Below are 24,736 nucleotides of genomic sequence, written 5' to 3' on the forward strand. Positions count from 1 at the left end.
TCAGGGCCTTCCTTCTCCAGGCAGGAGCGAGAACAGCACCATGTCATGGCGTTCGCCGGATCGTGCCGTTTTGGAGCGTTGGAGCCCTTCGCGGGTGAACCCGGCATTGAGTGCCACCTTTTGGGAGCCGATGTTTGCCGATGCGGCCTCGAGGCTCACCCGTTGGGCGCCCAGCTCTTCTATTGCCCACCGGGTCACTGCCCTGGCTGCGGCAGTGGCCACCCCGCGACCGCGCGCCCATGGGGCCACCCAATACCCCACTTCCACCGTGGAGTTGGCCGGATCGACATCAACCAGTCCACAAGAGGCGAGTACGGCATCCGTCGTTTCATCGACCACGGCAAAAGGTGCTCCGGTCCGTTCGTTCCAGGTCATTGCGGAGTGATCCGCAAATGAGGCCGCGTGCTCCTGCGTGTATGGATGCGGCACGGTCGTCCAGCGGATGATTTCGGGGTCCTGGCACGCCCGGTGAATCGATTCCGTATCCCCGCGGCTCCAGGGACGCAAGATGATCCCTTCCCCGCCGTCCGTCGAGCCCCTCAGGATCGGGGGTGTTTCGTTCCACGCCAAAGTCATGGTGAACATCATAGGGGACCCCGCTTTTGAGCAATCGGCCACTGATGGTTGGTCCGTTCCCACCCCGGATTACTCCGCGAAAAGATCCTCGACCGGCTCGATGAGTTCGGGGCCGTTGTTCCGCACGTTGCCCACGGCGGAGCCGACTTCACGGAGGGACCAGCCACCGGCGACCTCATGGGCTTCGTCCCTGACCTGTTCGACCAGTGGGCCGGCTTCCCGGTCGCCGGGGTTCAACCATTCGGACATCGCCGCCCGGTCCAGGGGAATGGGCAGCCGGTCGTGCAGGCCGTGCAGCTCGTCGAGTACTTCGGATTCGCCCGTTTCCTCGGGTGAGGCCATCGTGAGGATGCTGCAGCTGAGCAGCCAACGTTCCGGATCGTCCTCCGCCTTCGTGGGATCCTTCCACCATTCGTAGATGCCGGCGAAGAAGATCAGCGAGTCGTCTTCCCGGTGCACGAAATACGGACGCTTGGAAGCGGTCTTGCCCGTCCCGGACTTCTTCCACTCGTAGTATCCCTCGACGGGGACGGCACAGCGGCGGGCCTTGATGGCGGCGCGGAAGGTGGGTTTCTCCAGGACCGTTTCGCTGCGGGCGTTGAAGGCCCTGACCCCCACCGAGGGGTCCTTGGCCCAGCTGGGGACCAGACCCCATTTAGCCACATGCACCTGCCGGACGACTTCATCGTCCAGGAGTCGCTCCAAGACGATCGGCACATCGGTGGTCGGGGCGACGTTCCATGATTTGCGCAGTTGCAGCGCGTCATCTGCTTCCGCTTCGGCTTCGGCCACCAGATCGCCGATGGCCCGGGCCATTACGTATCGTCCGCACATGGAATAAGGATCTCATAGTGCCGGTTGTGCTGGATATGACTGATTTGAAGACCGAGGAATACATCCCCGAAGCCGGGGCCGTCACCATGTTCACCACCTCCTGGTGCGGATACTGCAGGAACCTGAAGAAGGCCATGGACGCCGATGGCATCTCCTACCGGGAGGTCAACATCGAGGACGTCGCGGGAACCGCCGAGATCGTCGAGGAGTTCAACGGCGGTAACCAGACGGTCCCCACCTTGATCTTCTCCGATGGTTCGGCCGTCACGAACCCCCGAATTGAACAGGTGCGCGAGCGTCTCTAGCGGCTCTATGACAGGATGAAAGGTGCCCGCGGTTTTTCCGCGTGGGCACCTTTTTTCTGAATTGGATGGGCCGTGCTGGACACGGCCGAGAGGATGGAAACCATGGCACAAAAGGTCAAGGCTGTAGTCGTCAAGGCCAAGGACGCACCGGTGGAAATCGAGACGATCGTCGTTCCGGATCCCGGTCCCGGCGAAGCGGTCGTGGACATCCTCACCTGCGGGGTCTGTCACACCGACCTGCACTATAAGCTCGGCGGCATCGGCGACGAGTATCCGTACCTGCTCGGACACGAGGCCACAGGCGTCGTGAGCCAGCTCGGGGAAGGCGTGACCAACGTCGAGGTCGGCGATCGCGTCGTCTTGAACTGGCGGGCCGTCTGCGGCGAATGCCGGGCCTGCGCCAAGGGCCAGCCGCAGTACTGCTTCGATACAGCCAACGCCGATCAGCCGATGACCCTCGAAGATGGCACGGAGCTCTCCCCCGCGCTGGGCATCGGGGCCTTCGCGGAGAAGACCCTGGTTGCCGCCGGCCAATGCACCAAGGTCGATGACGACGTCGATCCAGCTGCCGTGGGCCTGCTGGGCTGCGGCATCATGGCCGGTATTGGTGCGGCGATCAACACCGGGGAGGTCAAGCGCGGCGAATCCGTCGCGGTCATCGGGTGCGGAGGGGTCGGCATCGCCGCCATCGCCGGCGCGAAGCTGGCCGGTGCCACCACGATCATCGCCGTGGACATCGATCAGTCCAAGGTCGACATGGCCGTCGAGCTCGGAGCCACGCACGGGATCAACTCCAAGGAGAAGGACCCGGTAGAAGCCATCAAGGCACTGACCGGTGGCTTCGGCGCCGATCTCGTCATCGAGGCCGTCGGGCGTCCGGAAACCTATCGGCAGGCCTTCTACGCCCGTGACCTGGCCGGCCGCGTGGTTCTGGTCGGCGTTCCGACGCCGGAGATGAAACTCGAGTTGCCGCTGGCCGATGTCTTCGGCGGTGGCGGTTCACTGAAGTCCTCCTGGTACGGCGATTGCCTGCCCTCCCGCGACTTCCCCATGTTGGTCGAACAATACAAGCTCGGACGACTGGATCTGGATGCGTTCGTCACCGAACGCATCGGTCTGGGGGACATCGAGGCTGCCTTCGAGAAGATGCATGACGGCACCGTGCTGCGTTCGGTGGTGGAGCTCTAATGCCGGCACAGATCGAAAACCTGGTGACCTCCGGAACGTTCAGCCTCGACGGCGGGACCTGGGATGTGGACAACAACGTATGGATCATCGGTGATGAAGCCGAAGTCCTCGTGATCGATCCGGCGCATAAGCCGGCAGCGATCGTTGAAGCAGTCGGTGGCCGCAAGGTCACCGCCGTGCTGCTCACCCATGGGCACGACGACCACATCCGCTATGCCCGCGATTTCGCCGAAATGGTCAACGCCCCGATCTACATGAATCCCGAGGACCAGATGCTCTGGGAAGACGTGTTCCCGGGGACGACGCCGGATGAACGCATTGCCGATGGCGATACCTTCGACATCGCCGGCACCACGTTGCGGGCCATCCACACCCCCGGCCACTCCCCCGGTTCCACCTGCTTCTACGCCGAGGAGCTGGACACGCTCTTCTCCGGGGACACGCTGTTCAGCGGCGGGCCCGGGGCCACCGGTCGCAGCTATTCCAGTTACAAGACGATCGTGGAATCCATCCGCGACCGGCTGCTGGTGCTGCCGCCGAACACCATCGTGAACACCGGGCACGGCGACGCCACCAGCGTCGCCGCCGAAGCCCCGCAGTTGCAGGAGTGGCTGGACCAGATCGAGGAATAACCAACAACGGCAGGCCGGCAGGCCCGCCGACGAAGACAGCGCGTGGCGGGAATCCCCAGGGGTTCCCGCCACGCGCTTTTTCACCGGTCGCCCTGGTCCTAGGCTCCTGTTTGACGCCGCAGTAACCGGTGTCGGCGGGCCAAGCTCCCCAGCGGAACCACTTCCCCTTCCGGCCCGGCAGCCGCCGAAGCCGGACGCATCGATCGGGCGGAGGAGGCCCTGAACGGGACCGGCACGACCTGGAGCACGTTGATGATTCCCTCGTATCGCAGGATGGCTTCGGTCAGTTCGATGCTGTGGGCATAGCGGCGCAGCAGCAGGCCCTGGCCTTCGCCCAAGCTCGTCGACCCCGGTTCCAGTCGGAGGGAACCGGCCAGGACGGTGGCGATCAGTTCATGCAGGATCCGGTGTCCGAGCGAAAATCCCATCTCGCGGATGATCAGCTCCGGTTGCTGGATCCCGGTCAACCCCACCGTGTAGGCCACCGGGACCCCGCGGCGTCCGATGGCGTGTTCAATGAACCAGTCCCCCGGCCGAGGCGCCCCGGTTCCGTCGAGCCCCCTGGCCGTAATGCTGCAGCTCCTGCACATGATGCCTCCTTGCGACACCGGTCTCCCCGTCGGAGCACCGGTGCCTGGACACCAGCATCGAAGGAGCGGTCCCGGTCCGCGGAAGCGTCGTGCCCTGTTGTGTACAACGGAGGCCGGGGCGCGCTTGTGGGGGCCGAGTCGGGGGGAAGGCCTAACCGACCAGTGGCTGCTGCGGATCAACCACGGTGGTGTGCCGGGCGTAGGCCTGCAGCAGCGCCTGTTCAACGGCTTCCACCGTGGTTCCAGGAACCAGGTCCTCAGCGGCTCCAGCCGTCGTCGGGTCGAAATCCAATCCCATATCCGCGTAGACGGACTCCAGGACGGCGCGCAGCGGGGCGGAGTCCTCGACGACGAACACACTGGCGAACAACCAGGCACCGGAGACCACGCGTTGGGCGGTGCCCACGAGTTTGACCGGGGAGGTCGTCCGGGAGCCGGGGCCCGGCCGGCCATGGACGCTGAATTCCCCGGGACAGTATTCCCCGGGGATCTCCCCCACCTCGGCCTCGATGCCCAGGTCCCCCAGTGCCCGGGCGTAGAGCTCCCCCAGGATCCTGAAACGGTCCTGATGACCGAGCATCGCTTCCCCCGCGGGTTCCACATGATCGACGATCAACGTGCCCTGGTGGTAGGCCGCGGCCCGGCCGCCCGCCTTGCGTACCACGGGGGCGAAGCCCAGACGACGAGCCGAAGCGGTGGCCTGCCCATATCCGGGAAGCCTGATGTCCCGTTGGCCGAAGGCCACGGTGGGTTCGGGTCGGTAGAGACGCAGGGTCGGCCCGCTCTCCCCGTCACGGACCCGTTCAAGAAGCCGGATTCCTTCGAGCAGGTCGGATTCGGGGTCCCCGACCGCCTCGGAACGCCACACGGTCAGGGGCTGATGCGCGGTGGGATTCCAGGAAGTCATGGTGTCGATTCTAGTTGTGGGCGGTCCGCATGAATAATGGGGGTCGTGCCTGAACCAACCCTGACATTGATCCTCCTGGGCGGCTCCTCCGGATCCGGGAAGTCCTACCTCGCCGAGCGCTATGGCCGCCCGCATATCGAGTTGGATAACTTCTACCGTGAGCTGGCCGAGGATTCCCCGCACAGCCCGCTGCCCCACACCGCCTACGGCGAGGTCGACTGGGACCATCCCGGAACCTGGAACTGCGACGCCGCGGTCGATTCCGTCCTGCGTCTGCTACGCACCGGCAGCATGGAAGTCCCGCATTATTCGATTTCCACATCCAGCTACTCCGGCTATTCCACCGTGACCATGGCCGGCGGTCCCGTCGTGGCCGAAGGGATCTTCGTCGATGAGATCCGTGCCCCGCTGATCGACCACGGGGTGGACGTCCGGGCCTACTACATCGACGTCTCCCCGATCACGACGGCGGTACGCCGGTTGGTGCGCGATGTCCGGGAACGTCGTAAGCCACTGCCGTTCCTGCTGCGTCGGGGCTGGGCGTTGTACCGGGCCGAGGGCTGGATACGCCGTCGCTATCTGGAGGCCGGATTCATTCCGACCCCCAAACCCAGGATCCGTTCGATGCTTGCTGCCGCCTGAGCTGCCCCCCGGATCAGCGGCTGGGCATCGGGCGTACGGTCAGGATCTGCTCGCTGCGGCCGAAGGGCCCCTCGACATCGTGCAGCACCGCCGACGTCAGGCCGATGCCGTCGGCACCGTAGGTCTGCTGCGACTGGATGCCCAGCCATTGACCCACCGGACGGCGATACATGTGGATCTGCAGGTCCACGTTGGGGAACATCCACGATTCCGGTCCCGGGGCCACCCTCGGTGCGACCCCGTTGGCCGTATCGACCATGCCCAGCAACCGCACCATATCGGGGGTCTCGAAGCCGTCGACCATCTGTTGCGGGTTCCGCAGCCAGACGACCCCCTTGCCCAACCGGTGTCCGGGTTCGACCCGCAGCTCCAACTGCTCGATGTAGCCGCCGGGCCACATGGCCATTCCGTCCCAGACGGGCAGTTCCTCGGGATGGGAGACCTCGGGATCCTCCACGCCGGCGACCTGAGTCGAATCGTGGGTCTTCAGCCTCCAGCCCCGGGCCACGATGGCGGTCCTGCCTTGGCAGACCATTTGCGCCTCGACCAGTTCGATGGTCTTGCCGGGCCTGATCATGGTGGTGGTGATCTCCACGTCTCCACCATGGATGATCCCTAGGATATCCAGGCTGACGCGGGCCATGCGCATGTCCTCGCGGGGCTGGAATAGTTCGAGTTCACGCACCAGGAGGCCGGTGGCCGGGGCCATATGCTGCTCATGTTCGTTCCAGGCACCCTGGGTGTGGATGGTGGAACGGTAGCGGCCCTGGCCCAGCGGAACATAGAAGCTGGAAGGCCGGGAACCGTCCGGCATTTCGAGCAGATGGGTTCCGGAAGCATCCGGGCGGTCCTGGTGGCCGATGGTCGAAGCAGTCATGAAGGGATCCTTTCAGCGCCTCGGAGGTCAGCGCTCACCGTTCCACCCTATCGGTCGACCCTCGCGACGCCGTACCGGCTACGGCGGCCCCTCAGCCGTGGGTCTCAGGTACCGCAGAAGGTGACGTACGGCCCGGAGTCCGTGGGGGCACCGACGGCAAGACGTTCCAGGCCCGGACGCACCTCATAAGGGGCCGATACGGCTTCCAGAAGCCTGTTCAGCGGCCCCAGGTCCCCGTCGGTGGCGGCGTCGAGCGCTTCTTCCACCAGATGGTTGCGCGGGATGTAGGCGGGGTTGATCAGGTCCATTCCCGTCGCATCGGGCCCCAAGGCCAGCCAGGTCTCGGCCCAGGCATCAAAGGGTGCCGGGTCGGTGAACAAGGCCCGAGCGGGTTCCCGGTCGCCTCGGGCCACCCCCGCCAACGCGCGAAAGAACAAGGTGTAGTCGGCTCCGCTGGTCGTGAGTAGTTCGGTCGTGGCGTGGACGACTTCGTGGGCCGGTTGGTCCTCGCGCTCCACCCCGGTGGCCGGGGGCAGGCCGAGCTTTTCGAACATGCCCGCCGACCAGGCCTCGCTGTAGCGGGTCCTGAAGGTGCGCAACGATTCCATGGCCAGTTCAACGGCCTGGTCCTCGTCGTCATCGAAGAGCGGCAGCATGGCCTCGGCCAGGCGCGCCAGGTTCCATTCGGCCATGACCGGTTGGTTGCGGTACGCATAGCGCCCCTGCCCGTCGATGGAGCTGAAGACCGCGGCGGGATCGAAGGCATCGATGAACGCGCAGGGGCCATAGTCGATGGTTTCCCCCGAGATGGTCATGTTGTCGCTGTTCATCACCCCGTGGACGAAGCCCACCAGCATCCATTGCGCGATCAACGCGGCCTGGTCGGCAACGACCGCGTCGAACAAGGCCAGATGGGGCCGCTCGGCGTCGGCCGCCTCCGGATGGTGGCGGGCCATGGCAACTTCGGCCAGCCGGTGCAGCAGATCCGGGTCCCCCAAGGCCCTGGCATATTGGAAGGAGCCGACCCTCAGATGGCTGGAGGCGACGCGGGTCAGCACGGCGCCGGGCAGCCGGCTCTCGCGCAGCACGTCATGACCGGTGGCGGTGACCGCGAGTGAGAGCGTGGTGGGGATCCCCAACGCGTGCAGGGACTCGCTGAGGATGTATTCGCGCAGCATGGGCCCCACGGCCCCGAAGCCGTCACCACCCCGGGAGAAGGGGGTCCGGCCCGAGCCCTTCAGGTGCAGATCACGGAGGTTCCCCTCGGCGTCACGCAATTCGCCCAGCAACAGGGCCCGGCCGTCTCCAAGGCGCGGGGAGTAGGAACCGAACTGGTGTCCTGCGTATCCCTGGGCGACAGGTGTCGCCCCCTCGGGTGGATGGGCCCCGGTCAACACGGAGATCCCCTCGGCGCTGCGTAGGTATTCGGGGTCCAGCCCGAGCTCCCGGGCCAGGCGTTCATTCAGGACCAGTAGTTCCGGCGCCGGGGGTTCTTCGGCTTTCCAGGGGATGGAGAGCTCGGGGAAATTCCGGGCGAACCCGTTCTCGAGAACAACGGATCGCTGCAGTGCTGTACTCATGCTTCGAGCCTACCGTCGCAGGCCCGGAGATAGACTTCCTCCATGTCTTTGCCCGGTCCTGCTCCGACCTTCGGGCCACGCCGCCTGACCCTGGGCGTGGCCGCGGCCTGCGTCATCGCGGCCGGTCTGGCGGCCCGTTTCCTGCTCCACGGGGGATTCGCCGACGCCGCCGGCGGCGTCTTGTACACGGTCCTGGTCTACCTGTTGGTGGGCCTCCTGCGGCCCGGCTGGCGTCCTGTCCGCCTGGCGGCCATCGCCTTAGCCATCAGCTGCGCCGTCGAGCTGCTCCAGTTGACCGGGCTTCCCGGGGCCCTCTCCGCCATCGTCCCACCGATGCGTCTGGTGTTGGGGACGACCTTCTCACTGACCGATCCACCCGCCTATGTGGTGGGTGCGCTGCTGGCCCTTGCCGTGGATTGCCTCCTACGGTGTGGGACGCGGCACCCTCGGCCATCCCGGCACGATATCCCCGCCCGGAGCCGATGAGCCCCGCCCGGATCGGATCGGTAACGTCGAAGGGCTCCGGCGCAGTGGCGCCGGAGCCCTTCGAACAGTTCGTGCAGCATCTGCCGATGTGGTTAGAAGTCCCAGTCCTCGTCTTCGGTGTTCACGGCCTTGCCGATCACGTAGGAGGATCCCGAGCCGGAGAAGAAGTCGTGGTTCTCGTCCGCGTTGGGGCTCAAGGCCGAGAGGATGGCCGGGTTCACGTCCGTCACCGAGGACGGGAACATCGCTTCGTAACCCAGGTTCATCAGCGCCTTGTTGGCGTTGTAGTGCAGGAACTTCTTGACGTCCTCGCTCAGGCCCACGCTGTCGTACAGATCGTGGGTGTACTGCACCTCGTTTTCATACAGTTCGTAGAGCAGCTCGAAGGTGTAGTCCTTCAACTCGGTCTTGCGCTCTTCACTCAGGCCTTCCAGGTTCTTCTGGAACTTATAGCCGATGTAGTAGCCGTGGACGGCTTCGTCACGGATGATCAGACGGATCAGGTCGGCCGTGTTGGTCAGCTTGGCCCGTGAGGACCAGTACATCGGCAGGTAGAAGCCCGAGTAGAACAGGAAGGACTCCAAGAGCGTCGAGGCGATCTTGCGCTTAAGCGGATCCTCACCGTAGTAGTAGGCCTCGATGATTGAGGCCTTCTTCTGCAGGTTCACGTTCTCGAGGGACCAGCGGAACGCCTCGTCGATCTCCTTGGTCGAGGCCAGTGTGGAGAAGATCGAGGAGTAGCTCTTGGCGTGGACCGACTCCATGAACGCGATGTTCGTGTAGACGGCTTCCTCGTGCGGCGTGAGCGCATCCGGGATCAGCGAGACGGCCCCGACCGTGCCCTGCAGCGTGTCCAGCAGGGTCAGCCCCGTGAAGACGCGCATGGTGAGCAGCTTCTCGTCCTCGGTGAGCGTGTTCCAGGACTGGACGTCGTTGGACAGCGGGATCTTCTCCGGCAGCCAGAAGTTGTTCACGAGGCGGTTCCACACCTCGACGTCCTTCTCGTCCTGGATGCGGTTCCAGTTGATGGCCTCGACGTGATGCTGCAGCTTGACCTGGTCGGTCATTTCATCCCCTGACTTTCTGATGCGGGTTGCCTATGTGATCGGTGGCCGGGACGACGGCTGGGTTTCCCCGCCGTCGTCCCGGTCCGGTGTGTCCCGGATGCCGGCCTCCGGCATCCCGATGGTGGGACGAGGGTGATTCAGCGCCTGCTGCTACAGGGCGCAGGACACGCAGCCCTCAACCTCCGTGCCTTCCAGCGCGAGCTGGCGAAGACGGATGTAGTAGAGCGTCTTGATGCCCTTGCGCCAGGCGTAGATCTGCGCCCGGTTGATGTCGCGGGTCGTGGCGGTGTCCTTGAAGAACAGCGTCAGCGACAAGCCCTGGTCGACGTGCTGGGTCGCGGCCGCGTACGTGTCGACGATCTTTTCGTAACCGATTTCGTAGGCATCCTGGTAGTAATCCAGGTTCTCGTTGGTCAGGTACGGAGCCGGGTAGTAGACACGGCCCAGCTTGCCTTCCTTGCGGATCTCGATCTTCGCGGCCACCGGGTGGATCGAGGAGGTCGAGTTGTTGATGTAGGAGATCGAGCCCGTCGGCGGGACGGCCTGCAGGTTCTGGTTGTAGATACCGTGCTCCATGACCGAGGCCTTCAGCTGCTCCCAGTCCTGCTGGGTCGGGATGTGCACGTTGGCGAAGAGCTCGCGGACCTTTTCGGTCTGCGGAACCCATTCGGCCTGGGTGTACTTATCGAAGAACTCGCCCGAGGCGTACTTCGAATCCTCGAACCCACCGAAGGTCTCACCCGTTTCCATGGCCAACTTATTCGAGGAGCTCAACGCGTGGAAGAGCACCGTGTAGAAGTAGATGTTGGTGAAGTCCAGGCCCTCTTCGGAGCCGTAGTGGACGTGCTCCCGTGCCAGATAGCCGTGCAGGTTCATCTGACCCAGGCCGATGGCGTGCGAGGCCTTGTTCCCCTCGGCGATCGAAGGAACCGAACCGATGTAGGACATATCCGATACGGCGGACAACGCGCGGATGGCGGTCTCCACCGTGGCACCCAGGTCGGGGGAATCCATCGCCTTGGCGATGTTCAACGAGCCCAGGTTGCAGGAGATGTCCTTGCCGATCTCCTCGTAGCCAAGGTCCTCCTTGTACACCGACGGCGAGGAAACCTGCAGGATCTCCGAGCAGAGGTTGCTCATGATGACCTTGCCCTTGATCGGGTTGGCCCGGTTCACCGTGTCTTCGAACATCACGTACGGGTAGCCCGATTCGAACTGGATCTCCGCGAGGGTCTGGAAGAACTCGCGGGCGTTGATCTTGGTCTTCTTGATCCGGGAATCGTCGACCATCTCGTAGTACTTCTCCGTGACGGAGACGTCGGAGAAGGGGATGCCGTAGACGCGCTCGACGTCGTAGGGCGAGAAGAGGTACATGTCCTCGTTCGTCTGGGCCAGCTGGAAGGTGATGTCCGGGACGACCACGCCTAGCGAGAGGGTCTTGATGCGGACCTTCTCATCGGCGTTCTCCCGCTTGGTGTCGAGGAAGCGGTAGATGTCCGGGTGGTGGGCGTGCAGGTAGACGGCGCCTGCCCCCTGGCGGGCCCCGAGCTGGTTCGCGTAGGAGAAGCTGTCTTCAAGGAGCTTCATCACCGGAATGACGCCGGAGGACTGGTTCTCGATCTGCTTGATCGGGGCACCGTGCTCGCGGATGTTCGTCAGCGACAGGGCCACCCCGCCCCCGCGCTTGGAGAGCTGGAGCGAGGAGTTGATGCCACGGGCAATGGACTCCATGTTGTCTTCGACGCGCAGCAGGAAGCAGGAAACCAGCTCGCCGCGCTGGGCCTTGCCGGCGTTCAGGAAGGTGGGGGTGGCCGGCTGGAAGCGGCCATCCATGATCTCGTCGACCAGCTGGGTGGCGAGCTGTTCGTTGCCGCGGGCCAGGTGCAGGGCGACCATGCACACGCGGTCCTCGTAACGCTCCAGGAAACGGTTCCCGTCGAACGTCTTCAGCGTGTAGGAGGTATAGAACTTGAAGGCGCCCAGGAAGGTCTCGAAGCGGAACTTCTTCTTATAGGCATGCGCGTAGAGACCACGCACGAAGTTCATCGTGTACTGGTCGATGGTCTCGCGCTCGTAGTACTCGTGCTTCACGAGGTACTCGAGCTTCTCGTCCAGGTCGTGGAAGAAGACCGTGTTGTTGTTCACGTGCTGCAGGAAGTACTGCCGCGCCGCCGCACGATCCGCGGCGAACTGGATCTTCCCGTCCTTGTCATAGAGGTTCAGCATGGCGTTGAGCTCGTGGTAGCCCAACCCCTGGAAGGCCTCGGGGACCTCCTTGGTATCTGTCTTCACGGTTGGCTCTGCGACTGTGGTGTCCAAAACTCTTCCAATCCTTGGCGTACACGGGTGACGTCCTCCGACGTCCCCATGAGTTCGAAACGATATAGCACGGGAACCGAGCACTTGGCGGAGATCTTGTCCGCCGCCAAGCAGTAGGTGGTTCCAAAGTTTGTGTTGCCGGCGCCGATGACGCCGCGTAGCAGCTGCCGGTTCCCCTCGTTGTTCAGGAACCGGATCACCTGCGGCAGAATCGACCGCTCTCCCTTCTCCCCACCGTAGGTGGGCAGAACCAGGACATACGGTTCGGTGGCCAGCAGCTCTGGTTCGCTGGCATAGAGGGGAATCTTCGCCGCATCGAGTCCCAGTTTCTCCATGAACCGTTTCGTGTATCCGGAAACGGAGGAGAAGTAGATCAGGGAACTGTTCGTGGTGTTTGCGGTGGCCGGACTCGTGGTCCGCTCATCCACCGCGATGTCGCCAGACATGAGACCGGCCTCCAACTGCTGGTGATGGGTGGTGTCGCCTCAGGCAACGCTCGAGGCGGCCACGGCCAGTTCCTCGATCTTGTCCGGGCGGAAGCCTGACCAGTGGTCGGCTTCGGTCATGACCACGGGGGCCTGCATGTAGCCGAGGGCCCGAACACGTTCGAGGGCCTCCGCGTCCTGGGAGATATCGACCTTCTGGTAGGCAATGCCCTTCTTGTCCAGCGCCCGGTAGGTGGCGTTGCACTGCACGCATGCTGGCTTGGTATAAACCGTGACGGTCATGGCATTGATCCCCTCGTACAAAATATGTGGTCATCTTCGTTGTCTGTCCCGGATTCCCGGGGGTCCGAAAGCGGGCCATCCGAGCGTTGGCGGGAGTGGAAACCGTTCCCGCCCCGTGGGGCGCTTCCTGAGATTTCAATACTACATGTAGTACAAGGAACAGCAAGCAACCCCTATATGTTGTCTTACAAGTATGTCATTCCCCACTCCCTTAGTCCACAGCGGGTGTGGAGAAACGCATCCCTAATTGCCGCACGAATCCGGGGTTCGGGCCCATCCGTCCACAGCCTGTGCATGGAAGATGCCCACAACCAAACAGCTGGTGTGTCGTTCGGCGACGGCGTGTCGCCACCCATTCTGGAAGGCCGCGGTCGAAGGCTCGGCGGTAGGCTGGATTCAACCTCAGCGGAAGGAACCCACCTGACATGACCACGGTCTCAGAACACATGATCGCCACCCTCCGGGCCAACGGCGTCCAACGAATCCACGGCGTCCCGGGAGATTCGCTCAACGGGATCACCGATGCCCTGCGCAAGGACGGGAACATTATCTGGTCCACCGTCCGCCACGAAGAGGCCGCTGCCTTTGCCGCCGGGGCCGAGGCAACCATGACCGGGCGCCTGGGCGTCTGCGCCGGCAGCTGCGGGCCGGGCAACCTGCACCTGATCAACGGGCTCTACGAGGCCAACAGGTCCCGCGTGCCGGTGCTCGCCATCGCCGCCCACATCCCCAGCGCGGAGATCGGCAGCAACTACTTCCAGGAAACCCACCCCCAGGACCTGTTCAGCGAGTGCTCGGTCTTCACCGAAATGGTCTCCACCCCCGACCAGATGCCCCGTTTGATGGAAATCGCCATGCGGACGGCGATCGAAAAGCGTGGTGTGGCCGTGCTGGTCATTCCCGGTGACGTGGCCCTGGCGCCGGCGACCAACGAACGCATCACCCACATTCGCCGCGCCAACCCCGTGGTGGTGCCCTCGAGGGAGGAACTCGACGAGGCCGCAGGGATCCTCAACGCCGGGTCCAAGGTCACCATCCTCGCCGGCGCGGGCGTGGCAGGAGCCCACGACGCGGTGGTGGGCCTGGCGGACACCCTGGGCGCGCCCATCGTCCACGCCCTGGGTGGCAAGGAACACATCGAATACGACAATGAATTCGACGTCGGCATGACCGGGCTGCTCGGTTTCGCCTCGGGCTACCGGGCCATGGAGGACGCCGACACCCTGCTGATGCTGGGCACCGATTTCCCCTACCAGCAGTTCTTCCCCTCCAAGGCCCGCATCATCCAGGTCGATATCCGGGGCGAGCAGCTCGGTCGCCGCACCCCGGTGGACCTCGGATTGGTGGGGTCGGTGGCCGATACCGCTACGGCCCTGCTGCCGATGCTCAAACGCAAGTCCCGCAGGTCCCACCTCAAGGACGCGCAGAAGCATTACCGCAAGACCCGCGAGAAGCTCGACGACCTGGCCACGAAGACGCGTAAAGGCAAACCGCTGCACCCGCAGTTCGTGGCCCGCTCCCTGGATCGGCACGCCTCCGACGACGCCGTGTTCATCCCCGATGTCGGCTCCCCGGTCATGTGGGCCTCCCGCTACCTGACGATGAACGGGCGTCGGCGCCTGTTCGGCTCCTTCGCCCACGGGTCCATGGCCAACGCGCTCCCCCAGGCCATCGGAGCCCAGGCCGCAGCCCCGGACCGGCAGATCGTTGCCATGTGTGGTGACGGCGGGTTGTCGATGCTCATGGGCGAGCTGCTCACGGTGGTGCAGTCCAGGTTGCCGGTGAAGATGGTGGTCTTCAACAACTCCTCGTTGAACTTCGTGGAGCTGGAGATGAAGGCAGCCGGATTCGTGAATTACGCCACGGATCTGGAGAACCCGAACTTCGCCGACGTGGCCAACGCCGTCGGGATCCTGGGGATCCGGGTCGAAAGCTCGGCGGATCTGGATGCGGCGCTGAAGAAGGCCCTCGCCCATGACGGACCAGCACTCGTCGATATCGTCACGGCGCGCCAGGAACTGACCATGCCACCGAATGTCACGGCCGAGCAGGCCAAGGGATTCGCCCTCTACGCCGTGCGCACGGTCATGTCCGGCCGGGGCGACGAACTGCTGGACCTGGCTGCCACGAACTGGCGCCAGCTCTTCTAGGCCCATCCCATGGAAGGCCTGGAGCAGTTCATTGCTGCTCCGGGCCTTTCGTCATGCCGTCCGCCACGGCTTCCGGCAGCAGGGCGCCCCATCCACCGGCTGCTTCACCGAATATGGGTCTTGACCGCGTTCGTGCGGATCTTCCCCTTGGAACGGAAACTCGGGCGCGACATGCACCGGATGGCCGTACGGCTGCTAGACGTCGACGACAGCGATCCCGCCATCCGCGGGCTCATCCAGGGCACCCTTGACATGGCACGAGGCTTGGGGCTGGCAGATACGCCGCGCAATGACTCGCATCGTCGAGGCCACGTGGTTGCCGTCTGGTCGGCCCAACTCGCTTCCGCTCTCGGAAGGGCCTAGGACGCCACCGCCCCGACCTGCTCGAAGACCGTTGTGGGACCGGCCTGCAGCAAAACATGCCCTACTCACGTTCGCCGGTTCAAGTACCGGGGGCGGCTGGCATCGCGCTAGCATGGGGACGCCGTGTGTCGATACCCGGCCGTAACCACGCTGTCTCCTCGTCGTGGGAGAACACATCCATTGCATCGAGGGACGAACCTAGTCATGGTCCCGAGGCGAAGGAGTACTGATTGTCTGACGCAGAAGAACCCCCGAAGGGTTCGACCGACGCACCCCGCCCCCGGATTGATCGCAGTCGTTTCGGCATAACCGGCCGCCGCAGGGGACCCGATACCGACCCGATGCGTCCCCCGATCTCCAGCAGCGAGATGAGCAAGGGGCCCGTCGAACTCTCCGAGCACCGCGGCCCACGGGTGAACTAGCGCGTCTTCATCATCTCCTCGGCGATCATCCTGGGATTCTCCTGCTGGGCGATGGCCTTGCCGGATCAGGCCTCGGCGACGATGCAGGCCGCCGTGACCTGGATTTCGACCAATCTCGGCTGGTTCTACGTCCTCACGATCACCCTGGTCATCCTCTTCGTCCTCTGGGTGGCGCTCTCCAAGGAGGGCGGGGTCAGGTTGGGACCGGATCATGCCCGTCCGCAGTACAATCTCTTCACCTGGGTGGCCATGCTGTTCGCCGCCGGGGTCGGCATCGACATGCTCTTCTATTCGGTCACCGGCCCGATCACCCAATTCATCACCCCGCCCTCGGCCACCCCCGAATCCGCCGAGGCCCTCCATGACTCGGTCATCTGGACCATGTTCCACTACGGGATCGCCGGATGGTCGATGTACGCCCTGTTGGGCATGGCCATGGGCTACTTCGCCTACCGCTGGGGAATGCCCCTGTCGATCCGGGCGGTCCTGTATCCGCTCCTGGGCAAACGGGTCCGTGGGGCCACCGGCGACGTGATCGACATCTTCGCCCTCGTGGGCACCGTCTTCGGCGTGGCCACCTCGATGGGCATCGGGGTGGTCCTGCTCAACGTCGGTTTCGCCTGGCTGCTGGGAATCGAAGAGGGGCTGGCCCTGCAGATCGCCCTGGTGCTGGTGGCCGTGATCATGACGGTGGCCGCCTGCGCCTCGGGGGTGGACAAGGGGATCAGGCTGATCTCGGAGCTCAACCTCTGGGCCGCGGGGGCCATGATGCTCTACATCCTGATCACCGGTAAGACCGCCTTCCTGCTCAATGCGATGGTGGAGAACATCGGCAGATTCGTCCTGACGCTGCCCGAACGCACGTTGAAGACCTTCGCCTATACCGATGGCGGCAGTGAGTGGATGGGAAGTTGGACCCTGTTCTTCTGGGCCTTCTGGCTCGCGTGGGGTCCCTTCGTCGGGCTGTTCCTGGCCCGGATCTCCCGGGGGCGCACGTTGCGCGAATTCGTGATCGCCGCGATCACCGCCCCGGTGCTGTGCGATTTCTTCATCGTCACGATCTTCGGCAACAGTGCCCTGCGCCAGGTGTTGGAGGGCAACAGGGACTTCGCCGAACTGGCCATGGATAGTCCCGAGCACGGCTGGTATGCATTATTGGAGATGTTCCCCGGCGCCCCCTTCCTGATCGGTCTGGCCACCCTGTCGGGCATGCTGTTCTATCTCACCAGCGCCAACTCCGGGGCCATGGTGATGGCCAACTTCTCCTCGTCGATCCCCGATCCCTCGGTGGACGGGGCCAAATGGCTACGGATCTTCTGGGCCGTGCTCACCGCGGTCCTGACGGTTTCGATGATCGTCGCCGGAGGGGTGGCGACCATGGAACATGCGACGCTGATCTTCGCGCTGCCGGTGACCATCATCAGTTATCTGGTCATGGCCTCCTTCTCCAAGGTGCTGCGGATGGAGCGGGCCGAACGCGAGGGGCAGGTGCGGCGCCGCCGCTCCATGGCCGTCCATGGCGGTCAGACCCCCGAAAAGACCTGGCGTCAGCGTCTGGCTCAGTTGCGCTCCTACCCCTCGAAGAAGGCGGTCGCCCAGTTCGCGGACAGGGTGGTGGAACCGGCGTTGCAGGAGGTGGTCACGGAGTTCAACGGCCTGGGCTACGACGCCGAACTGACCTCCTCCCCCAACGCCGACACCGGGATCAGCGAGCACACCCTGCTGGTGAACATGGAGGACCACCGGAACTTCCACTACCAGGTCGCGGCGGTCGAGGCGCCGGCCCCGATGTTCGGCGGACGCAGCATGTCGCGACAGATCGACATCTACTACCGTCTGGAGGTCTTCACCCAAACGGGAACGGAGGGCTATGACCTGATGGGCCTGACCGAACAGCAGATCATCAACGACGTGCTCGACCGCTACGAAGCGCACCTGGGGTTCCTGCACTACTCCACCGAACATGACTACGCTTCGGTCCTGACCCCGGTCATGCCGACCACGACGGGAACCATCCCCCGGATCCCCGATTCGGCGGACGACGTCGAACCTCTCGAAGAGGACGAACAGTAGTCCCCTGACCGCGGGCCGGCACTTCGGCCCCGGACACAGAAGAAGCCCCGTCCGTGGACGGGGCTTCTTCTCATGGATCCTGAATTCGGTGGAGGTAAGGGGATTCGAACCCCTGACCTTCTGCATGCCATGCAGACGCGCTACCAACTGCGCCATACCCCCGAAAGGGAGTCGCCGGTTTCGTTTCCGACCGGACAACTCATCCATCATAGGGCACGGAATTTAGCCCGCGCAAATCGCCTCCCCCTACTAGGCGGAGGTCTCCGGGTCCTCAACCACGGCCACGCTCCGGGCGGCAGCCGGCAGTTCGATCGCGGCGCAGTCGCTCCACAGGCGGTCCAGGGCATAGAAGACGCGGTCTTCCTGGTGCTGGATGTGGATGACGACGTCGATGTAGTCCAGTAGGACCCAGCGGCCCAGTCCCCTGCCCTCTCGACGGACGGGACGCAGATCATGCTTTTCGATCAGCGCCTCTTCGATCCCGTCGACGATGGCGTTGACCTGCCGCTCGCTTTCTGCCGAAGCGATCAGGAAGGCATCGGTGATGCCCAGGCGTTCGCTGACGTCCAGGGCGATCTGGTTCTCCGCGAACTTCTCGGCCGCGGCCAATGCTGCGGTGTTGATGACGCTCAGTGAGTATTCTGTTGCAGCCATGTGGCTCCTCGGGTGGTGGTGCTGGTCATCGGTCGACGACTAGCCGTTGGTGGTGATCATGATGATGCCGACCGTCAGGGCGGCGGCACCCACCAGGAGTACCCCGAGCACCGCCCACGCCCAGACGTTGGCCCGCCGGACCCCGCTGCTGCGGTAGTCCAAGGGATCCAGGCCCTGGGCCGAACTGGCGCTGACCGGTTGCCGGGCAGCCCCGCGGCCCGGCTCCTCGGAGGCCGGGTCCGAAGGTTCCGCGGCCGCGGGTTCACCCACGGGGTCCTCGTGGCCCGTTCCCGGCGTCGGCGCAGCGACGGCTGGCCCCTTGCCGGTCGCGGGCATCTGGAGATGGAAGCCGCTGGTTTCGGGAGCGTTGATTCCGGTGTTGGCCAGATCCCTCTCGGCCTTTTCCCTGCGCAACCGGTCCATGGCCCCCGTGAACGGGTCCCCTGCCTGGTCTTCGGCACTGCGGGTGGAGTGGGCCCGTTTCAGGCGCTCCCGCTCTGCGACCCGTCGGCTGATGATGGCCGCACGGGCGGCCAGTTCGCGCTGTTTGGCCAGGACCTCCAGGTCATCGTGGTCCTCGGCAGCAGCGGCTTCGGCCTCGGGGTCCCCGGGCTGGTCAGGGATGGTTTGCCGGCGGGCTTCCAGGGCCTCCGCGACGCTGAGTGATTCCTGCCCCTGTGCGGTGCGCTCGGCCGCGGGCTTCTCGGTCGACGGGGACCCGGAGTCCACCTCGGCCTCGGGTTCCGCGGTCGAGGCGGCAGCCCTGGCCGCAGCCAGGGCCTGGAGACGGAGCTGCCGACGGGTCAGCGGGGCCGGCTCATCGCCAGCGGGGCGGACCTCTGCCGGCGCGGGCTTCTGGGCCGCTTCGGCTTCCCGGCGGCTCTTCAGTGCCTCCCGGTCGCGGGCCCGTTGCAACGAGCTGCGTTCGCCTGCTTCGCTGTGTTCCTCACGGTCGGGCACCATGTCGAAGGGGACGTCGGCGGCACGTCGGCTGCGGTTGGCCTGAGCGATGCGGTCGAGCTGGTTGGTGTCCTCGGATGAGCGCGGCTCGGGCTGCTCAGCCGGGTCTTCGCCCGACAGGTGCCCACCCTCGTGGTGGCCGTCAGCGGTCTCGCTGGCACGGCGTTGTTCACGCAGGGACCGCCGCGTCGGCGGGAGCCCCAAATCGTCGCTCATGTTGTCCATTCCAGGCAATCCCCCTCAGGTGTCGCCGTCGTAGTGATACAACTCATATTTCGCAATGTACTGAACCACCCCATCGGGCACCAGATACCAGACCGGCTTATTTGCCTTGACCCGGTCCCGGCAGGCCGTCGAGGAGATCGCCATGGCCGGGACCTCCAACAGGCTGATGTCCGTACGCCCCAGGTCCGGTAGTTCGTGCCCGGGGCGGGTGACCCCGACGAAATGCGCCAGGCTCCACAGCTCGTCGATGTCCTTCCAGGACATGATCCGCTCCAGCGCATCGGCCCCGGTGATGAAGAACAACTCGGCGTTGGGTCGAAGCCGACGCAGATCGCGCAAGGTGTCGATGGTGTAGGTGGGTCCCGGCCGGTCGATATCCACCCGGCTGACCGTGAAGCGTGGGTTCGAGGCCGTGGCCACCACCGTCATCAGGTAGCGGTGTTCGGAATCGGCGACGTCTTTTCCCGACTTCTGCCACGGTTGACCCGTGGGAACGAACACGACCTCGTCCAAGTCGAACTCCGCGGCCACCTCGCTGGCGACCACCAGGTGCCCGTGGTGGATGGGATCGAACGTCCCGCCCATGACACCGAGGCGGACCGGGCGCCGGGACCCGATCGCCCCAGCCCGCCTAGAGATCGTCGTGGCCGTGCTTGTTCGAGAACTGCTTATGCGAGTCGGGGATCTCGGCATGTCCCTCGTGGCGGTTGCCGACGTTGGTGAATGAGACGACGACGAAGAGCATCAGGAGGAAGATCGCGAAGATTCCCCCACCGATGAGAAAGGGCCAGATGCCCTCGTTTCCGGCAACCTCGGCCTCCGCGCCACTTGCCATGACCGTACCCAAGACCTGCGTGAGCATTTTTCTCCTTCGTGCCCGTCGTCGACCGGCGCCCCCAACGGGCGATGCGATCCGTCGATCGTCTGATGTCTGCTTACCATCCTACCTACCCGGCAGGCACTCTACGAACGGATGTGGCCATCTCCTTGGACAATCCACTTCGTGGTCGTCAGCTCCCGCAGACCCATGGGGCCCCGGGCGTGGACCTTCTGGGTCGAGATGCCCACTTCGGCCCCCAGTCCCAGCTGTCCCCCGTCGGTGAAACGGGTGGAGGCGTTGACGATCACGGCCGCCGAATCGATCTCCGCGACGAACCGTTCGGCGTTGGCCAGGTCGTTGGTCAGGATGGCTTCGGTGTGCCCGGTGGTCCAGGTGCGGATATGGTCCAGGGCCCCGTCCAAGTCATCAACCACCGCCACCGCAAGGTCCAGGTCCATGTATTCGCGGGACCAGTCCTCTGCGGTGGCCGGGACCGCGTGGAGCCCCTCCATGAGGGCCATCGCCCGTTCGTCGCCGTGCAGGGTGACCCCTGCCTTCGACAGGGCCCGCAGGACTTCGCCGGCGGCAGGGGCCTGCGCGTGCAGAAGCAGGGTCTCCACCGTGTTGCACACGGAGGGGCGTTGCGTCTTGGCGTTGAGCAGGATCTCCGAGGCCGATTCGGCCGTGGCCGTGGCGTCGACGAAGATATGGACGTTGCCCTCCCCCGTTTCGATGACCGGGATCCGCGCGTTCTGCAGCACCGTCTGGATCAGTTCGTGTCCGCCCCGCGGGATCAGCACGTCGACCTTGCCGCGGGCCCCCATCAGGGCCGTGGCCCCGGCCCGGCCGAAGTCATCCACGCTTTGGACCACGTCGGCGGGCAGTCCCACCGATTCGAGGGCATCACGGATCAGGTACAGCAGCGCCTCGTTGGAGCGGGCCGCGGCCGAACCCCCGCGCAGCAGGACCGCGTTGCCGCTCTTCAGTGCCAACCCGGCAATATCGACGGTGACGTTCGGGCGCGCCTCGTAGATGGTCCCGAGCACTCCCATCGGGACGTGGACCTGCCGCAACCGCAACCCGTTGGGCAGGGTCTGCCCGCGTTGGACGGTACCCACCGGGTCCGGCAGTCCGGCCAATTCCTCGAGGGCCGAGATGAGGCCGTCGACGCGGGCGTCGTCGAGTTTCAACCGATCGAGCAGGCCTTCGCTAGTGCCGGCGGCCCGCCCGCGTTCGAGGTCCTCGGCGTTGGCGGCGATCACGGAGGCCCGCCGCTCATCCAGGGCGGTGGCGATGGCCCGCAGGGCGCGGTCCTTCCAATCACGGGTGGCCCGGGCCAACACGCGGGAGGCTTGGCGGGCTCGGTCGGCGCGTAGACCAACCTGATGGGCGATGTCTTCGGCTGTACTGGTGGAATCGGTGACGCTCTGGCTCATGACCCAAGCCTAGTCGGCTCCAGGGGGACGGTGGCGATTGTTGAGCAACAGTGTCAGGCCCGGGGCTCCGCGGCCGGTGGGGTCTGCTTTTTCCGGGTGCGCACGGGCGGTCGCAGGACCACCAGGTCATCGATGTGGACGACTTCGCGCTCGTAATGCGACCCGAGGGTCCTGGCCAGTTCCCGGGTGCCGTGTCCCAGCATGTCCGGGAGTTCCTCCGAGGCGTAGTTGACCAGGCCGCGGGCGACGACCGTGCCTTCCGCGTCGGTGATCTCCACGGCGTCTCCGGCTTCGAAATCCCCGCTGACCGAGGTGATGCCCGCCGGCAGCAGCGAGCGCGCCCCCGAGGCCACCGCGGCGACCGCCCCGTCATCGAGCATCAGCCCGCCCTGGGTGTTCGCCAGTTGGGCCAGCCAGAGCATCCGGGCCGGGCGGCGTCCGCCCCGGGCGGAGAACCAGGTGCCGACATCCTCGCCGGCCAGGCCGCGGCCGGCCTGATCCGTCGAGGTGATCAGCGTGGGGATGCCGGAGTCCGCGGCCATGGTGGCCGCTTCGACCTTGGTGACCATGCCGCCGGTCCCCACCCCGGAGCCCCCGGTGGTGCCGATGCTGACCCCGTCGAGGTCCGCGGCACTGACGACGTCCGCGATGCGGCTGGCTCCCTTCGCCGGTGGACCGTCATAGACGGCGTCGACATCCGAGAGCAGGATCAGGGCATCGGCCTTGACCAGGTGGGCCACCAGTGCGGCGAGCCGGTCATTGTCCCCGAAGCGGATCTCGTGGGTGGCCACGGTGTCGTTCTCATTGACCACGGGGACGACCCCCAGGGTCAGCAACCGGCCTAGAGCCCGGAAGGCGTTGGCATACTGTTGCCGGCGAATCAGGTCATCGGCGGTGAGCAACACCTGGGAGACGGTGATCCCGTGCGCGCCGAAGGCCTGGGTGTATTTGGCCATCAGCAGTCCCTGCCCGACGCCGGCGGCCGCCTGCTGGGTGGCCAGGTCCCGGGGCCTGCGACTCAGTCCCAGCGGGGCGATGCCGGCGGCTATGGCGCCCGAGGACACCAGGATCAGTTCGATCCCCCCGTTGCGCACCGCCGAGAGTTCAACGACCAGCCGGTTCAGGGCATCCTCGGAGATCCCCCCGTTGACGGTGGTCAGTGACGAGGAACCGACCTTGACCACGATCCGGGTCGCCTCGGTCAGTTGCGAACGGTGGCGGATCGAGGAGGGAAGGCGGTTCTGCCGGTTCACTTCCCGCTGTCCTTGGGTGAACCCTGCTTCTTCGGGTTCACGGATTCGGTCCACACGCCGGCCTTGCGTTCGCTCTCCAGTTCGGCGCGGGCCGCGGCCCGGGCATCCTTGCGATCCTGGTGGTCCTGACGCTTCTGGTCACGGGTGGGACGGCTGCCGTCGTCGAACCGGTCGTCTTGTCCACGACGTGATCCCAGCAGTTCGGCGCCGGCGGCCATGGTCGGCTCCCAATCGAAGACCACGCCGTTGTCATCGTCGCCGATGACCACGGCGTCCCCGGGTTTCGCCCCGGCCTTGAACAGCTTGTCCTCCACACCGATCTTGGCCAGTCGGTCGGCCAGGTAGCCCACGGCCTCGTCGTTGCTGAAATCGGTTTGCTTGACCCACCGGACCGGCTTTTCACCCTCGACACGGAACAGCGGCTCGAGGTTGCGTTCTTCGCGGTGGATGGTGAAGGGGGCCCGGTTCACGCCCCGGGGGCGCAGCACCGGGACTTCCACCTGGGCCGGCTCCTCGGCCGATGCGGTGCGTGCTTCGGTGACGAGCTCGGCCATGGCATAGCCCAGTTCCTTCAGCCCGGTCCGGGCCAGGGCGGAGACCTCGAAGACGCGGTAGCCGCGGGACTCCAGATCGGCGCGGACGAACTCGGCCATATCCGAGCCGTCAGGCATGTCGGTCTTGTTCAGGGCGATCAAGCGGGGGCGGTCGTTCAGCGGGATCACGGTGCCATCGGAGCCCGCATAGCTGGAGTCGGTCGCATAGGCGGCCAGTTCCGCCTCGATGGCCTCCAGATCACTGAGCGGATCGCGGTCCGATTCCAGCGAGGCACAGTCCAGGACGTGCACCAGCGCGGCACAGCGTTCGACGTGGCGGAGGAATTCGTGTCCGAGGCCCTTGCCCTGGCTGGCGCCCGGAATGAGTCCGGGGACGTCGGCGACGGTGAATCTGACGTCCCCGCTTTGCACGACGCCCAGGTTGGGGATCAACGTGGTGAACGGGTAGTCGGCGACCTTGGGACGGGCGGCGGACATGGCGGCAATGAGGCTTGATTTGCCGGCCGAGGGAAAGCCCACCAACGCGATATCGGCGACCGACTTCAGTTCCAGGACGATGTCCTGTTCCCCGCCGGGGACGCCCAGCAGGGCGAACCCGGGGGCCTTGCGCTTCTGTGAGGCAAGCCCCGCGTTGCCCAGTCCGCCCATGCCGCCGGCGGCGGCCACGTATTCGGTGCCGGCGCCGACCATGTCGGCCAGGATGTTTCCTTCACGGTCCTTGACCACGGTGCCGTCGGGCACCGGCAGGATCAGGGTCTCGCCGTTGCGGCCGGGCTGCATGTCTCCCCGGCCCGGTTCGCCGTTGCCACCGTGCCGGTGGGGGGAATGGTGGTAGGACAGCAGGGTCGTGGTCTGGGGGTCGACGCGGATGATCACGTCGCCGCCCTTGCCACCGCTGGCGCCATCGGGCCCGCCGAGAGGCTTGAACTTCTCCCGACGGATCGACACGCAACCGTGCCCTCCGTTTCCGCCGGAAACGTGAAGGACTACGCGGTCTACGAACGCTGCCACTACTGGGACTCCTCTATTGGGTGGCCGTTACGGTCCTGCTGGTCCGTGCTACGGCCGGTGATAAAAAGAACTGGAGGGCGGGCC

26 protein-coding genes and 1 tRNA gene are annotated in these 24,736 nt (G+C 65.2%); 9 read left to right on the forward strand and 18 right to left on the reverse strand.

Going from position 1 to position 24,736, the window contains the following annotated elements; all coding sequences use genetic code 11:
- Both AC3ZI9_RS07975 and AC3ZI9_RS07980 read right to left on the reverse strand, forming a co-directional pair.
- The gene (locus AC3ZI9_RS07975; protein WP_444553631.1) at positions 1-588 is read right to left on the reverse strand and encodes a GNAT family N-acetyltransferase; all 588 of its coding nucleotides are present in this window, start codon (positions 586-588) and stop codon (positions 1-3) included.
- A 57-nt stretch (positions 589-645) separates the two neighbouring features.
- Positions 646-1,410, reverse strand: a complete 765-nt coding sequence (locus tag AC3ZI9_RS07980) for an SOS response-associated peptidase (protein ID WP_444553632.1) — start codon at positions 1,408-1,410, stop codon at positions 646-648.
- A 35-nt stretch (positions 1,411-1,445) separates the two neighbouring features.
- Here AC3ZI9_RS07980 and AC3ZI9_RS07985 point away from each other — a divergent pair, with 35 nt between their 5' ends.
- The 3 genes from AC3ZI9_RS07985 to AC3ZI9_RS07995 all read left to right on the forward strand — a co-directional run bounded on the left by AC3ZI9_RS07985 (position 1,446) and on the right by AC3ZI9_RS07995 (position 3,535).
- Positions 1,446-1,715 (forward strand): glutaredoxin domain-containing protein, encoded by a 270-nt coding sequence (locus AC3ZI9_RS07985; protein WP_444553633.1) that lies wholly within the window; start codon positions 1,446-1,448, stop codon positions 1,713-1,715.
- A gap of 102 nt (positions 1,716-1,817) precedes the next feature.
- Positions 1,818-2,903: an S-(hydroxymethyl)mycothiol dehydrogenase gene (locus AC3ZI9_RS07990; protein WP_444553634.1), complete on the forward strand. Its 1,086-nt coding sequence runs from the start codon at positions 1,818-1,820 to the stop codon at positions 2,901-2,903.
- Complete coding sequence (locus AC3ZI9_RS07995) at positions 2,903-3,535, forward strand: MBL fold metallo-hydrolase (RefSeq protein WP_444553635.1); 633 nt, start codon at positions 2,903-2,905, stop codon at positions 3,533-3,535. Before AC3ZI9_RS07990 ends, AC3ZI9_RS07995 begins: the two co-directional genes overlap by 1 nt.
- Before the next feature lie 98 nt (positions 3,536-3,633).
- Here AC3ZI9_RS07995 and AC3ZI9_RS08000 read toward each other — a convergent pair whose 3' ends face one another.
- Together AC3ZI9_RS08000 and AC3ZI9_RS08005 are read right to left on the reverse strand one after the other, a co-directional pair.
- The gene (locus AC3ZI9_RS08000; protein ID WP_444566247.1) at positions 3,634-4,125 is read right to left on the reverse strand and encodes a hypothetical protein; all 492 of its coding nucleotides are present in this window, start codon (positions 4,123-4,125) and stop codon (positions 3,634-3,636) included.
- A 151-nt stretch (positions 4,126-4,276) separates the two neighbouring features.
- On the reverse strand, positions 4,277-5,032 hold the full coding sequence (locus AC3ZI9_RS08005; protein ID WP_444553637.1) for a lipoate--protein ligase family protein: 756 nt from the start codon (positions 5,030-5,032) through the stop codon (positions 4,277-4,279).
- A 36-nt stretch (positions 5,033-5,068) separates the two neighbouring features.
- Between AC3ZI9_RS08005 and AC3ZI9_RS08010 the strand changes: the two genes are divergently transcribed.
- Entirely contained in the window at positions 5,069-5,674 is a 606-nt protein-coding gene (locus AC3ZI9_RS08010; protein ID WP_444561683.1) for a uridine kinase, read from the forward strand.
- Positions 5,675-5,687: 13 nt separating this feature from the next.
- On the opposite strand, the gene AC3ZI9_RS08015 is transcribed toward AC3ZI9_RS08010, so the two are convergent.
- Complete coding sequence (locus AC3ZI9_RS08015) at positions 5,688-6,488, reverse strand: thioesterase family protein (RefSeq protein ID WP_444553763.1); 801 nt, start codon at positions 6,486-6,488, stop codon at positions 5,688-5,690.
- Between the two features lie 167 nt (positions 6,489-6,655).
- A complete protein-coding gene (locus AC3ZI9_RS08020) occupies positions 6,656-8,131 on the reverse strand; it encodes a protein adenylyltransferase SelO (protein ID WP_444561682.1) in 1,476 nt (491 codons plus the stop codon).
- A gap of 42 nt (positions 8,132-8,173) precedes the next feature.
- Between AC3ZI9_RS08020 and AC3ZI9_RS08025 the strand changes: the two genes are divergently transcribed.
- Positions 8,174-8,617: a ribosomal maturation YjgA family protein gene (locus AC3ZI9_RS08025; protein ID WP_444561681.1), complete on the forward strand. Its 444-nt coding sequence runs from the start codon at positions 8,174-8,176 to the stop codon at positions 8,615-8,617.
- A gap of 92 nt (positions 8,618-8,709) precedes the next feature.
- On the opposite strand, the gene nrdF is transcribed toward AC3ZI9_RS08025, so the two are convergent.
- The 4 genes from nrdF to nrdH all read right to left on the reverse strand — a co-directional run bounded on the left by nrdF (position 8,710) and on the right by nrdH (position 12,731).
- A complete protein-coding gene (gene nrdF / locus AC3ZI9_RS08030) occupies positions 8,710-9,684 on the reverse strand; it encodes a class 1b ribonucleoside-diphosphate reductase subunit beta (RefSeq protein WP_444553641.1) in 975 nt (324 codons plus the stop codon).
- Positions 9,685-9,834: 150 nt separating this feature from the next.
- Positions 9,835-11,910, reverse strand: coding sequence for a class 1b ribonucleoside-diphosphate reductase subunit alpha (gene nrdE / locus AC3ZI9_RS08035; protein WP_489924028.1), 2,076 nt, complete (start codon positions 11,908-11,910; stop codon positions 9,835-9,837).
- Positions 11,911-11,972: 62 nt separating this feature from the next.
- Entirely contained in the window at positions 11,973-12,449 is a 477-nt protein-coding gene (nrdI, locus tag AC3ZI9_RS08040; protein WP_444553643.1) for a class Ib ribonucleoside-diphosphate reductase assembly flavoprotein NrdI, read from the reverse strand.
- A 39-nt stretch (positions 12,450-12,488) separates the two neighbouring features.
- Positions 12,489-12,731, reverse strand: a complete 243-nt coding sequence (gene nrdH / locus AC3ZI9_RS08045) for a glutaredoxin-like protein NrdH (protein ID WP_444553644.1) — start codon at positions 12,729-12,731, stop codon at positions 12,489-12,491.
- 425 nt (positions 12,732-13,156) lie between these two features.
- Here nrdH and poxB point away from each other — a divergent pair, with 425 nt between their 5' ends.
- From poxB to betT, 4 genes are all read left to right on the forward strand, one after another.
- Positions 13,157-14,881, forward strand: coding sequence for a ubiquinone-dependent pyruvate dehydrogenase (gene poxB / locus AC3ZI9_RS08050; RefSeq protein WP_444561680.1), 1,725 nt, complete (start codon positions 13,157-13,159; stop codon positions 14,879-14,881).
- Positions 14,882-15,001: 120 nt separating this feature from the next.
- On the forward strand, positions 15,002-15,244 hold the full coding sequence (locus AC3ZI9_RS08055) for a hypothetical protein (RefSeq protein WP_444561679.1): 243 nt from the start codon (positions 15,002-15,004) through the stop codon (positions 15,242-15,244).
- Between the two features lie 230 nt (positions 15,245-15,474).
- Positions 15,475-15,666: a hypothetical protein gene (locus AC3ZI9_RS08060; protein ID WP_444561678.1), complete on the forward strand. Its 192-nt coding sequence runs from the start codon at positions 15,475-15,477 to the stop codon at positions 15,664-15,666.
- 12 nt (positions 15,667-15,678) lie between these two features.
- Complete coding sequence (gene betT, locus AC3ZI9_RS08065) at positions 15,679-17,739, forward strand: choline BCCT transporter BetT (protein ID WP_444566273.1); 2,061 nt, start codon at positions 15,679-15,681, stop codon at positions 17,737-17,739.
- 89 nt (positions 17,740-17,828) lie between these two features.
- On the opposite strand, the gene AC3ZI9_RS08070 is transcribed toward betT, so the two are convergent.
- From AC3ZI9_RS08070 to obgE, 8 genes are all read right to left on the reverse strand, one after another.
- Positions 17,829-17,901, reverse strand: a tRNA-Ala gene (locus AC3ZI9_RS08070).
- A gap of 87 nt (positions 17,902-17,988) precedes the next feature.
- Positions 17,989-18,393, reverse strand: coding sequence for a ribosome silencing factor (gene rsfS / locus AC3ZI9_RS08075; protein ID WP_301443556.1), 405 nt, complete (start codon positions 18,391-18,393; stop codon positions 17,989-17,991).
- 39 nt (positions 18,394-18,432) lie between these two features.
- Entirely contained in the window at positions 18,433-19,569 is a 1,137-nt protein-coding gene (locus AC3ZI9_RS08080; protein WP_444553647.1) for a hypothetical protein, read from the reverse strand.
- Positions 19,570-19,593: 24 nt separating this feature from the next.
- Positions 19,594-20,163, reverse strand: a complete 570-nt coding sequence (gene nadD / locus AC3ZI9_RS08085) for a nicotinate-nucleotide adenylyltransferase (RefSeq protein ID WP_489923432.1) — start codon at positions 20,161-20,163, stop codon at positions 19,594-19,596.
- 46 nt (positions 20,164-20,209) lie between these two features.
- Complete coding sequence (locus AC3ZI9_RS08090; protein ID WP_444553649.1) at positions 20,210-20,440, reverse strand: hypothetical protein; 231 nt, start codon at positions 20,438-20,440, stop codon at positions 20,210-20,212.
- Between the two features lie 101 nt (positions 20,441-20,541).
- A complete protein-coding gene (locus AC3ZI9_RS08095; protein ID WP_444553650.1) occupies positions 20,542-21,834 on the reverse strand; it encodes a glutamate-5-semialdehyde dehydrogenase in 1,293 nt (430 codons plus the stop codon).
- A 53-nt stretch (positions 21,835-21,887) separates the two neighbouring features.
- A complete protein-coding gene (proB, locus tag AC3ZI9_RS08100; protein ID WP_444553651.1) occupies positions 21,888-23,087 on the reverse strand; it encodes a glutamate 5-kinase in 1,200 nt (399 codons plus the stop codon).
- Positions 23,084-24,652: a GTPase ObgE gene (gene obgE, locus AC3ZI9_RS08105; RefSeq protein WP_444553652.1), complete on the reverse strand. Its 1,569-nt coding sequence runs from the start codon at positions 24,650-24,652 to the stop codon at positions 23,084-23,086. The genes proB and obgE overlap by 4 nt, the downstream gene beginning before the upstream one ends.
- Between the last annotated feature and the right edge of the window lie 84 nt (positions 24,653-24,736).

The organism is Arthrobacter sp. AOP36-F1-5, assembly GCF_058137995.1.

Excerpts from the sequence above, each read along its gene's own strand:
- AC3ZI9_RS07975 (WP_444553631.1), bottom strand. The coding sequence starts at position 588 with ATGATGTTCACCATGACTTTGGCGTGGAACGAAACACCCCCGATCCTG.
- AC3ZI9_RS07980 (WP_444553632.1), bottom strand. The coding sequence starts at position 1,410 with ATGTGCGGACGATACGTAATGGCCCGGGCCATCGGCGATCTGGTGGCC.
- AC3ZI9_RS07985 (WP_444553633.1), top strand. The coding sequence starts at position 1,446 with ATGACTGATTTGAAGACCGAGGAATACATCCCCGAAGCCGGGGCCGTC.
- AC3ZI9_RS07990 (WP_444553634.1), top strand. The coding sequence starts at position 1,818 with ATGGCACAAAAGGTCAAGGCTGTAGTCGTCAAGGCCAAGGACGCACCG.
- AC3ZI9_RS07995 (WP_444553635.1), top strand. The coding sequence starts at position 2,903 with ATGCCGGCACAGATCGAAAACCTGGTGACCTCCGGAACGTTCAGCCTC.
- AC3ZI9_RS08000 (WP_444566247.1), bottom strand. The coding sequence starts at position 4,125 with ATGTGCAGGAGCTGCAGCATTACGGCCAGGGGGCTCGACGGAACCGGG.
- AC3ZI9_RS08005 (WP_444553637.1), bottom strand. The coding sequence starts at position 5,032 with ATGACTTCCTGGAATCCCACCGCGCATCAGCCCCTGACCGTGTGGCGT.
- AC3ZI9_RS08010 (WP_444561683.1), top strand. The coding sequence starts at position 5,069 with ATGGGGGTCGTGCCTGAACCAACCCTGACATTGATCCTCCTGGGCGGC.
- AC3ZI9_RS08015 (WP_444553763.1), bottom strand. The coding sequence starts at position 6,488 with ATGCCGGACGGTTCCCGGCCTTCCAGCTTCTATGTTCCGCTGGGCCAG.
- AC3ZI9_RS08020 (WP_444561682.1), bottom strand. The coding sequence starts at position 8,131 with ATGAGTACAGCACTGCAGCGATCCGTTGTTCTCGAGAACGGGTTCGCC.
- AC3ZI9_RS08025 (WP_444561681.1), top strand. The coding sequence starts at position 8,174 with ATGTCTTTGCCCGGTCCTGCTCCGACCTTCGGGCCACGCCGCCTGACC.
- nrdF (WP_444553641.1), bottom strand. The coding sequence starts at position 9,684 with ATGACCGACCAGGTCAAGCTGCAGCATCACGTCGAGGCCATCAACTGG.
- nrdE (WP_489924028.1), bottom strand. The coding sequence starts at position 11,910 with ATGCTGAACCTCTATGACAAGGACGGGAAGATCCAGTTCGCCGCGGAT.
- nrdI (WP_444553643.1), bottom strand. The coding sequence starts at position 12,449 with ATGTCTGGCGACATCGCGGTGGATGAGCGGACCACGAGTCCGGCCACC.
- nrdH (WP_444553644.1), bottom strand. The coding sequence starts at position 12,731 with ATGACCGTCACGGTTTATACCAAGCCAGCATGCGTGCAGTGCAACGCC.
- poxB (WP_444561680.1), top strand. The coding sequence starts at position 13,157 with ATGACCACGGTCTCAGAACACATGATCGCCACCCTCCGGGCCAACGGC.
- rsfS (WP_301443556.1), bottom strand. The coding sequence starts at position 18,393 with ATGGCTGCAACAGAATACTCACTGAGCGTCATCAACACCGCAGCATTG.
- AC3ZI9_RS08080 (WP_444553647.1), bottom strand. The coding sequence starts at position 19,569 with ATGAGCGACGATTTGGGGCTCCCGCCGACGCGGCGGTCCCTGCGTGAA.
- nadD (WP_489923432.1), bottom strand. The coding sequence starts at position 20,163 with ATGGGCGGGACGTTCGATCCCATCCACCACGGGCACCTGGTGGTCGCC.
- AC3ZI9_RS08090 (WP_444553649.1), bottom strand. The coding sequence starts at position 20,440 with ATGCTCACGCAGGTCTTGGGTACGGTCATGGCAAGTGGCGCGGAGGCC.
- AC3ZI9_RS08095 (WP_444553650.1), bottom strand. The coding sequence starts at position 21,834 with ATGAGCCAGAGCGTCACCGATTCCACCAGTACAGCCGAAGACATCGCC.